Here is an 8,858-nt window from a genome sequence, read left to right on the forward strand (position 1 = left end):
TAGCTAACGTCAAGGCAATGAACAAAGTCATAAGACTAGGTATGCCTGTTAGTTACCGAGTTGAGTAATTAGAGTAAGTGTCATTAGATCAGTACGTTACGTGAACTATTTGATCAACAACGCCGTTGAAAGACGTCGAGAATAGCCAATTGCTGTGGTTGTAGTAGCAATTGCTGATATAAGGCGGTCTCATCAATGACATCTCCGCGGCCGATATTCACGATAATGGCGTCGGGTCTTAGGCTGGCTAATAAAGACGCCGAAATTAATCCGCGAGTGTCTTTTGTGCTAGGCAATACGCTTATCATGATATCGGCGCTTGCGACTAAATGGGCTAGTTCGCTCACTTGATAGACGGCGTCAAATGCGGGTGTGGGCTGGCCACTGCGACTCACGCCGCTAACCCGCATCCCGAAATGTTTGGCCGTACTAGCTAAGTGCTGACCAATACTGCCAGTACCTAAAATCAAGAGATGTTTTCCTACGAGGGTTGCGTGAGGAAGCGCTTGCCATACTCCCGCTGTTTGTTGAGCGCGATAGCGCGGCAATTGGCGAATATGGCTGAGCAATTGTCCAAACACATACTCACTCATCATCGGCCCAAAAATACCTCGGATATTGGTGAGCTGATAATCATGTTTTTGTTTAGGTGCCAGCAATAAGTCGACACCCGCAAAAGTGCTTTGCATCCATTGGAGTGATTGCGACAATGGCAACAATGGCTTGGCCAATCCCGGTTCGGCCAACCAGATATCGGCTTGCGTAATAAATTGAGGGTCATCACTGGCTATCTGTAAACTCGGTAAGTTTTTCTGAGCCAGTAATTGCCGATAAGTATTGTTATTCTTTGTCAGCAGTAATAATAAATGCGACATATCATCCCTGTATTATCTAGTCGATGCGGTCATCGTAGTTTGAGCCACAATGGCCGCGGCTCTGTCAGGATAGTTACAAAAGAGGCCTTTAACGCCTTTGGCCTTAAGCGCCAGGATATCATCGGCGTAATCTACAGTATAAGCATAAACATCGAGGTTACGCTGCTGAGCATCGTTAAGCATGTCATCGGTTAAGAAATTGATATCCAAATGGACAGATTGGGCTTGCAATTGCGTCGCACAACCACATAAATCCAGTGGCACACCTTCAATTAATGGGGCGATCCTTGAGCGCGGGAACTGACGACGACACTCCAGCAAAAATTGATGATTAAAGGATGAGATTAACAGCTTATCGGCGCAATAGCCCAGCTCACTAATGAGGCGGGGGTACAGGGCAAGAAATGGCACGAGGACATTATGGCCTTTTAACTCAATGTTGACCAAGGTGCTACGAGGCAAGGCCGACATGACTTGCCATAGCGTTGGGATCGGCTCGCCGCTTAAGCGTTGCTGACTGATGTATTCTAGGCTCTGCTGGTCGATGATGCCTTGACCATGGGTTTTGGTTTCTAATCGACGGTCATGATAAACCAGCACTTCCCCTTCCACTGCATGAATATCGAGTTCGATAGCAGTGGCCCCAAGCTCAATGGCCAGTGTCATGGCCTTGAGGGTATTTTCAGGGGCATAGCCGCTGGCTCCACGGTGAGCAAAAATAAGCATTGTTAGCTCCTATCGCATGATGGGATTATTTTCCCGTTGTGATTGGCTAAGGTGGATCTCCAACTGCGGGTACGCCAATTGTAGATCATTTTCTTTAAGCTTTTGGCTAATGCGCTTATGCAAGTCGTGACGTAATGGCCAGCGTGAGTTCATGTCTTTGGCATAAGCTCGGACTTCATAATCCTGAGTATGCTGGCCAAAACCGGCAAACCAAATTTCAGGCTCGGGCACTAATAACGCCAATTGACAATCTTGAACGGCTTGATAGAGCGCCGCTTCAACTTTGGATGGATCAGAGTCCCTCGCCACCGAGACATTAATGATCACACGGGTTATGGGGTCGGACAATGACCAGTTAATTAACTGCTCAGTAATAAAGGCTTTGTTGGGAACGATAATCTCTTTACGATCCCAGTCTATGATAGTGGTGGCTCGAATTTGAATCTTACTTACCGTGCCGGTGAGATCGCGAATTGTCACGGTATCGCCAATACGCACCGGTTTTTCAAATAGGATAATCAAGCCTGAGATAAAGTTGGCAAAAATTTCTTGTAAACCAAAGCCTAAACCTACAGAGAGTGCCGCAATTAACCATTGAAGCTTCGACCACTCCATCCCTAGGGTTGAGAACCCGACTAAGGTGCCAAAAAACACCACTAAATACCGGCTTACCGTAGTGATAGCAAAGCCGGTACCAGGGCTGAGATCGAGTCTCTGCAAGATCATCAGCTCTAATAACCCTGGGAGGTTAGTGGCTATCATCATCGAGAATCCGACAATGATGAGTCCAAATAATAGGGATTTAAGCGTAATAGGTAATTGTTGCTCAATGCCATTAATGCTGGTGGTGCTGCTCCATAAGGTGATGCCATCTAAAAATGAAAACAGTGCCATATGGGTCTGAGTCCACAAGCCAATCAAACTGGCGAGAAAACCTAACAGTAGCAGTGACCGAACCAGACCTAAGGATTGGCTTGAAATGGTTTCTAAATCGACAATGGGTTCTTCATAGCTATCTAGGCCATCATTAGCGTGCGCCTCCCCTTTCTCGCGCTGAGCCAAGCGTTCGGCGCGCTTTGCTTTGGCGCGTTCAAATGCGATGCGACGACGTTCAATCAGCATCCAGCGTTTGATTAATTGATAAGACAATAACACCGCAAGCCCAAGCACTAGGGAAAGCTGCAGTTGTAACAATAATTGAAAGGCCGTGTAGTAAAAGCCCATAAAGGCTAATACCGCACTGATCAAGGGCACAGAGATGAGCGCGTAGGATAACGTCTTATGGATAAGTCGTTTGTTTTTACCATCGTGATCGGCGTTTGCACGCGCTCGATTAAAGATATTAACTAGGTCACGGTACAGTAAAAACAACAGAATGCAGAACAGGATAAACGCACCGCGGCCTAAGCTATTGCGAATTAATGAAGTATCGAGCACTTCGGTAAAGCCCATGATGCCGACTAAAGGCAGTACCATGATGACAAAGCGATCAAACTTAGTCTGAAGCAATACCACGTCAGCACGCGGTGTATTAAAATGTCCCGAGATCAGTGACCCTTCGGCACACAACAAGTCGATGACTCGTTGTAATAAATATAAACCGCCTATCGCTAAGGTAGCCATGCCGATGGCTTGGATAAAGTTGTGGGATGAGCTGTAAGCAATCGCCCCAGCAGCGATGACAGGTAAGGGCCGTAATGACGCATAACCAAAGCTTATTAGCAGTGATTTTAGGCTGTTACTGAATCTATCTTGAGTTACATTACCGACGTTGCGGCTATAGTGCGCCACCACCTTGTGATAAGGCTTGGCAATTAAGTCTTGAATGACGATGCATAGGGTTAATAAGATCACCCACCAAGACCAAAAATCGGCTTGTTTAGTAAAGCTTGACGGAATTTTTTGCCAAGGCGCTTGTTGCACTAACCACACAATACTGCGCTGCAAATCGATAAACCATGGCTTATTGATTTGGGCCGCATTGGGAACCCAAAATAAATGTTCATTAAGGGTGTTTTTGAGTTCTTGGTATTGTTGGTTCAATTGTTCATAACTGAACTTGAGCTTGGCGGTTTCCCCCAGATAAATATCATATGACTCAAGTAATTTATTCAGTAATGATTGTTGTGAGTCGAGTAATTTAATTTGAGGTTCACTTAAATTACCGTCGCTGCCTAACAGTTGCTCATTTTGATTAAGCTGTTGCTCGATGTGATAGCGACTTAAGCGCGCGTCAGCAATCTCTATTTGAATAGCCTCGGTATCGGGAGGTCTGGGTAGCGATTGCAGCATTTGCAAGAAGCGCTCACCAAAGGCGGAGTTGACTTGAACCCAGCTGATTTGCTGTTGAATATTGCCTAACTGCTTCGCCTGTTGTTGATACTGATTTTCAGCATCCTCTTGCGCGCGCACCACCTCATTGGTTTGCTCTGTGACAGTGGTTAACTCATCCCCGAGAGCGATATTGGTTTGGCTTAAGTTGCGAGCCATGTCATCAATCAGGGCAATATTCGGCGACAAGTTGTTGAGTAAGGTGTGCTCGGTATTTTGACGACGCTGATCGCTTAGCGCTCGATTTAAGGCTTCGATTAATACTTCTTGTTGCAGCAATTGGGCGCGCACGGATTGCAGCTGTAATTGAGCTAATTCTAAACGGCTGGGGCTGGAATTAAGTTCGGCCTGAAGAGTTAATAAATGTTGTTGATACAATGCTAGCTGAGTGCGTTGCAATTGCCCTGTGGGGGTTTCTGGTGGGGCGTTGACATTCTTTTGTTGTAAGGCAATCGCATCGCGAGCGTCTTTCAACGTCTGCGGTAACAGTTTTTGTCGTTGAATGTCGTCATTGATCTGCTTGCCTAAATTGGCCTCGGTTTCTTTGAGTTCTGATAAATGCAAATAGGCCATCGAGGCTTGCTGCCCTAAGTCTTGCTGGGCATTAATGGCGAGTTCATCGCTGGCATTTTTCAACTGGGTATTCAGATTATGACGACGTATTTCGCTATCACGTAGCGATTGTTCATAAGCGAGCTGACTGGCATGAAGGCTATTGATGCTGATATCGAGTTGCTCGATTTGTTGAGCAACTGACAAGGTCTGTTCTTGACTGCCTGACATCCCCATGCGTTTTTCTAATGCTAATGGTGAAGTGGCAAAAGAATAGACACTGATAAACGACAGGAGAAAGCAAATAAAACGAGACATGACAGAAATAATGACTGCTTAGGGAAAGATTAGATCTTAGCTAAGTTAACAATGGATTGGTATCTATGATTCGCTTTTTTTCTGTTGTTGTGAGCCATGATTCTGGGCCGTTTCATATAACGCGGTCATCACGACTAGCGTCCCCCCGATGGCGGTCTGCCACGTAATGGGTTCTGATAGTAGCCACCACGCCAATAACGTGCCATATAAGGGCTGTAAACAGGAGACTAAACCGACGGTTTTGGCGCGTAATTGGCGTAATGCGGAGGTAAATAATGCGTGGGGGGCGGCGGTAAATACAATCGCTAATAGCAGAATACTAAGCCACATGTGGGCGTTGATATCTTGGATGTCAAGCTCACTGAATGGCATTAACAGCGCGACCGCAACCAAGGTTTGGTAGAGCATGGCATGGGCGCCATGATAATGGCTGAAATAACGTTTTAAGGTGAGGTTGCGCGCCGTAAAAAGCATGGCCGACACAATACCCACTAGCACCCCAAGTGTGGTTTGATTGCCGAGAGAAAACTGAGGGATCAGCAAAAAAATTCCGGCCAGTACAATGATCCCACTGACAATATCTTTCAGCGCGGGACGTTGTTGATGCAAAAGCGGTTCGAGTAATACAGTCATGACGGGGTAGCTGAAAAAAGCAATCATGCCAATGGCCACCGTTGCCAGTTGCATCGCCGCAAAGTAGGTCACCCAGTGCAAGCTGATTAAGATCCCGAGGATTAATGCGATGGCGTAATCTTTCGGGCGTCTTAAAGTTAATGAGGCTTGGGTGGCTTTGACAAATATCGCCAAGGCTAACGCGGCAAAAGCGCACCTAAGCCAAGTAATATCGAGCGCACTTAACGGAATAAGTTTTGAAAATAATGCCGTACCCCCAAATAGAAGTACGGCAATATGAAGTTCCCACAATGCACGTTGGTGCTGTTGCATTAGTCGAGATGCGCTAATGGCTGACCTAAGCGAGTGACGGCACCGGGTTTAATCTCATCAGCAAAGTCATCGATCATGTCGTCGGCAAACAGCATTACCACTGTACTGCCCAGTTTGAATCGACCCATTTCTTCGCCTTTTTGTAAGGTGATAGCGTCTTTGCCTGTGGTCGGATAATTCCAGCTAAATACTTGCTTACCCGCTGGCGGTGTCACGGTACCCGCCCAGACGGTTTCAATGCTAGCTACTATGGTGGCACCGACCAGCACCATAGCCAACGGGCCTTTTTCGGTTTCGAAAATGGCGACAACCCGTTCGTTACGTGCAAATAACCCCGGCACATGGCGTGCGGTTAATGGATTGACCGAAAATAGCTCTCCGGGCACATAGGTCATTTTTGACAAGGTCCCAGTGATTGGCATATGGATGCGGTGATAGTCACTTGGTGCTAAATAGATGGTGGCAAAATCGCCACCTTTAAAGCGATGAGCGTCTTGCGCTTGATCACCTAACAGGGCCAATGAAGAATAATCATGCCCCTTGGCTTGAAAAATTCGGCCATCTTTAATGTCACCAAACTGACTCACGGTACCATCCACAGGATGAACCATAATATTGGAGTCCATATCAATCGGGCGAATGCCAGGCTTTAACGCACGAGTGAAAAAGTCATTGAAGCTAGCATAGGCTTCTGGCGCTTCACGTTCGGCTTCACTCATATTGATTTTATATTGTTTAATGAACCACTCGATTGCAGCAGTTGTGATGCTACCAGCTTGTGCTGCAGCAAATTTACCCACCAAACGCGACAATAAATGCTTGGGCAGAATGTACTGCAACGCAATTTTTACTTTATCCACGGCTAAATTCCTTTAATTCTTACGATGGCCAAGCGTGCTTTGGCGCCGAGACAGGTGATGTCACGGCGTGAATGTATATAAGTCCTTACAAGTCGTCAACATTATGTCTAAAGTGACGCGCATGTCGTTGTTCGTCTAAGCTGGCGATAATTTTATGATAATTGGCAAAGCGTTCGGTGGCGATATTGCCAGTGTCGACGGCAGCTCTTAACGCGCAACCAGGATCATCACCATGCTTACAGTCGCGGAATTTACAGCCACCAAGGTAATCGCGAAACTCAATAAAACACCAGCTCACTCGCTCAGGGGGTAAATGCCATAACGCAAACTCACGAACCCCAGGTGAGTCAATTAAATCGCCGCCGGCAGGGAAGTGTAATAACTTGGCTGTCGTGGTGGTATGTTGCCCTAGCCCTGAGTTTTCAGAGACATCACCCGTCATGAGCTCAACATCGGGTAACAGGGCATTTATCAATGATGATTTTCCGACCCCAGATTGACCGGCAAATACGCTGACTTTGTCTTTTAACAGCGCCTGAAGTTGGTCAATTCCAGTGTGTTGATGACTACTCACTTTAAACACTTGATAACCGATGCTTTCGTAGGTCGCTAGGGCTGCCTCGATTTCAACGCGTAAGGTGTCATCCAATAAATCGATTTTATTGAGAATAATGACAGGTTGAATTCCAGTATCTTCGGCGGCCACTAAGTAACGATCAATAATTTGGGTACTAAAGCTTGGCAGTACCGACGAGACGATCAAGATTTGATCGATGTTGGCGGCAATAATCTTGACGCCATCATACAGATCTGGCCGGCTCAGCAATGAGTGACGCGGATGTACCGCTTCGACCACCCCACCAATGCCTGAGCGAGCGGGCGTTTTTTCATCGTCTTCAGGACTGTTGGTTTCGTTAGCTAGACGCACCAGAACGTTATCACCACAGACTAATGAGGGGATATTGCGGCGTATATTACAACGCACAACTTGGCCGTTTGCCGTTTCAATATCAGCATGTTGGCCAAAGCGAGAGATGACGATAGCAGGCTGTTCTGGCCCAAGTGAACTATCCTGTAGTTCAGGGGCATCTTTTTGCGAATGACCGCGGTTAAGCCTTTTTTCATGGTTCGCCCGCATTCTGCGTAATTGGCCATGATTCAATGGTTTCTTTTTAGTCACTAGTATGTCTTCGCCATTAAGGTAATGTCGTGTTCAACAAAAAGCAGTATGATACACGGTCTTGAATAAAAAAGCCTGATTTAGCGGCAAATGGAAGAAGTAAGGCAGAGTATGGCAGCAAACGAAAACAACCTAATTTGGATCGATCTAGAAATGACAGGCTTAGAGCCTGAGACGGATCGCATCATAGAAATCGCTACCATAGTGACAGACTCACAATTAAACATCCTCGCTGAAGGCCCGGTGATGGCGATTCATCAGCCTGATGAAGTGCTTGATGCCATGGATGATTGGAATCAGCAGCATCACGGTGCTTCGGGTTTGATTGCGCGTGTGAAGGCAAGTACCATCGATGAACAACAAGCCGTTGAGCAGACTATTGCGTTCCTTTCTCAGTATGTACCCAAGGGGGCTTCACCAATCTGTGGCAACAGTGTTGGTCAAGATAGACGTTTCTTGAATCGTTACATGAGAGAACTGGAAGATTATTTCCATTATCGCAATTTGGATGTTAGTACCATCAAAGAACTGGTTCGTCGCTGGCAGCCAGCGTTAATGTCTGAGTTTAAGAAGCAAAATACTCACCAAGCCTTGATGGATATTCAGGAGTCTATCGCCGAATTGCAGTTTTATCGCGCAAAAGTATTTAAAATTTGAGCGAACGGAAGATAATTTGCAAGATAGGGCTTGCAGGGGGGTGAATTTTTCATATAATGCTGCCTCACTTCTGGGGTGGCTTCGAAATCAAGTCCCATCCATAAGTAAAAGAATTCAGCGGCATTAGCTCAGTTGCTAACAGTAAAGGACGATACCTTTTGCGATGTTAGCACTAAATAATGTGATAACGATTTACGCGGCATTAGCTCAGTTGGTAGAGCGATACCTTGCCAAGGTATAGGTCATCGGTTCGAACCCGATATGCCGCTCCAAATTAATATATTAGAAACGATTTACGCGGCATTAGCTCAGTTGGTAGAGCGATACCTTGCCAAGGTATAGGTCATCGGTTCGAACCCGATATGCCGCTCCAAATTAAGATGTTAGAAACGATTTACGCGGCATTAGCTCAGT

Annotated in this window: 7 protein-coding genes and 2 tRNA genes; 3 read left to right on the forward strand and 6 right to left on the reverse strand. The window is 46.3% G+C overall.

Annotation, left to right across the window (positions count from 1 at the left end):
* Positions 1-113 precede the first annotated feature (113 nt).
* The 6 genes from KU855_RS18065 to rsgA form a co-directional block, all read right to left on the reverse strand.
* On the reverse strand, positions 114-875 hold the full coding sequence (locus tag KU855_RS18065; RefSeq protein ID WP_218532516.1) for an NAD(P)-dependent oxidoreductase: 762 nt from the start codon (positions 873-875) through the stop codon (positions 114-116).
* 12 nt (positions 876-887) lie between these two features.
* Positions 888-1,601, reverse strand: coding sequence for a glycerophosphodiester phosphodiesterase family protein (locus KU855_RS18070; RefSeq protein WP_218532518.1), 714 nt, complete (start codon positions 1,599-1,601; stop codon positions 888-890).
* A gap of 9 nt (positions 1,602-1,610) precedes the next feature.
* Positions 1,611-4,802, reverse strand: coding sequence for a mechanosensitive ion channel domain-containing protein (locus KU855_RS18075; RefSeq protein ID WP_218532527.1), 3,192 nt, complete (start codon positions 4,800-4,802; stop codon positions 1,611-1,613).
* 63 nt (positions 4,803-4,865) lie between these two features.
* Complete coding sequence (locus KU855_RS18080; protein ID WP_218532529.1) at positions 4,866-5,747, reverse strand: DMT family transporter; 882 nt, start codon at positions 5,745-5,747, stop codon at positions 4,866-4,868.
* On the reverse strand, positions 5,747-6,607 hold the full coding sequence (gene asd / locus KU855_RS18085) for an archaetidylserine decarboxylase (RefSeq protein WP_218532539.1): 861 nt from the start codon (positions 6,605-6,607) through the stop codon (positions 5,747-5,749). Before asd ends, KU855_RS18080 begins: the two co-directional genes overlap by 1 nt.
* Before the next feature lie 85 nt (positions 6,608-6,692).
* Positions 6,693-7,787 (reverse strand): small ribosomal subunit biogenesis GTPase RsgA, encoded by a 1,095-nt coding sequence (gene rsgA / locus KU855_RS18090; RefSeq protein ID WP_218532548.1) that lies wholly within the window; start codon positions 7,785-7,787, stop codon positions 6,693-6,695.
* 111 nt (positions 7,788-7,898) lie between these two features.
* On the opposite strand from rsgA, the gene orn reads away from it, so the two are divergent.
* From orn to KU855_RS18105, 3 genes are all read left to right on the forward strand, one after another.
* A complete protein-coding gene (gene orn, locus KU855_RS18095) occupies positions 7,899-8,444 on the forward strand; it encodes an oligoribonuclease (RefSeq protein ID WP_218532551.1) in 546 nt (181 codons plus the stop codon).
* Positions 8,445-8,640: 196 nt separating this feature from the next.
* Positions 8,641-8,716: transfer RNA gene (locus KU855_RS18100), tRNA-Gly, on the forward strand.
* A 25-nt stretch (positions 8,717-8,741) separates the two neighbouring features.
* Positions 8,742-8,817, forward strand: a tRNA-Gly gene (locus KU855_RS18105).
* Positions 8,818-8,858 lie beyond the last annotated feature (41 nt).

Source organism: Shewanella sp. NIFS-20-20, from assembly GCF_019209865.1.
Lineage (GTDB): Bacteria > Pseudomonadota > Gammaproteobacteria > Enterobacterales > Shewanellaceae > Shewanella.

Coding starts and splice junctions, on each gene's coding strand:
- KU855_RS18065 (WP_218532516.1), bottom strand. CDS start 875: ATGTCGCATTTATTATTACTGCTGACAAAGAATAACAATACTTATCGG.
- KU855_RS18070 (WP_218532518.1), bottom strand. CDS start 1,601: ATGCTTATTTTTGCTCACCGTGGAGCCAGCGGCTATGCCCCTGAAAAT.
- KU855_RS18075 (WP_218532527.1), bottom strand. CDS start 4,802: ATGTCTCGTTTTATTTGCTTTCTCCTGTCGTTTATCAGTGTCTATTCT.
- KU855_RS18080 (WP_218532529.1), bottom strand. CDS start 5,747: ATGCAACAGCACCAACGTGCATTGTGGGAACTTCATATTGCCGTACTT.
- orn (WP_218532551.1), top strand. CDS start 7,899: ATGGCAGCAAACGAAAACAACCTAATTTGGATCGATCTAGAAATGACA.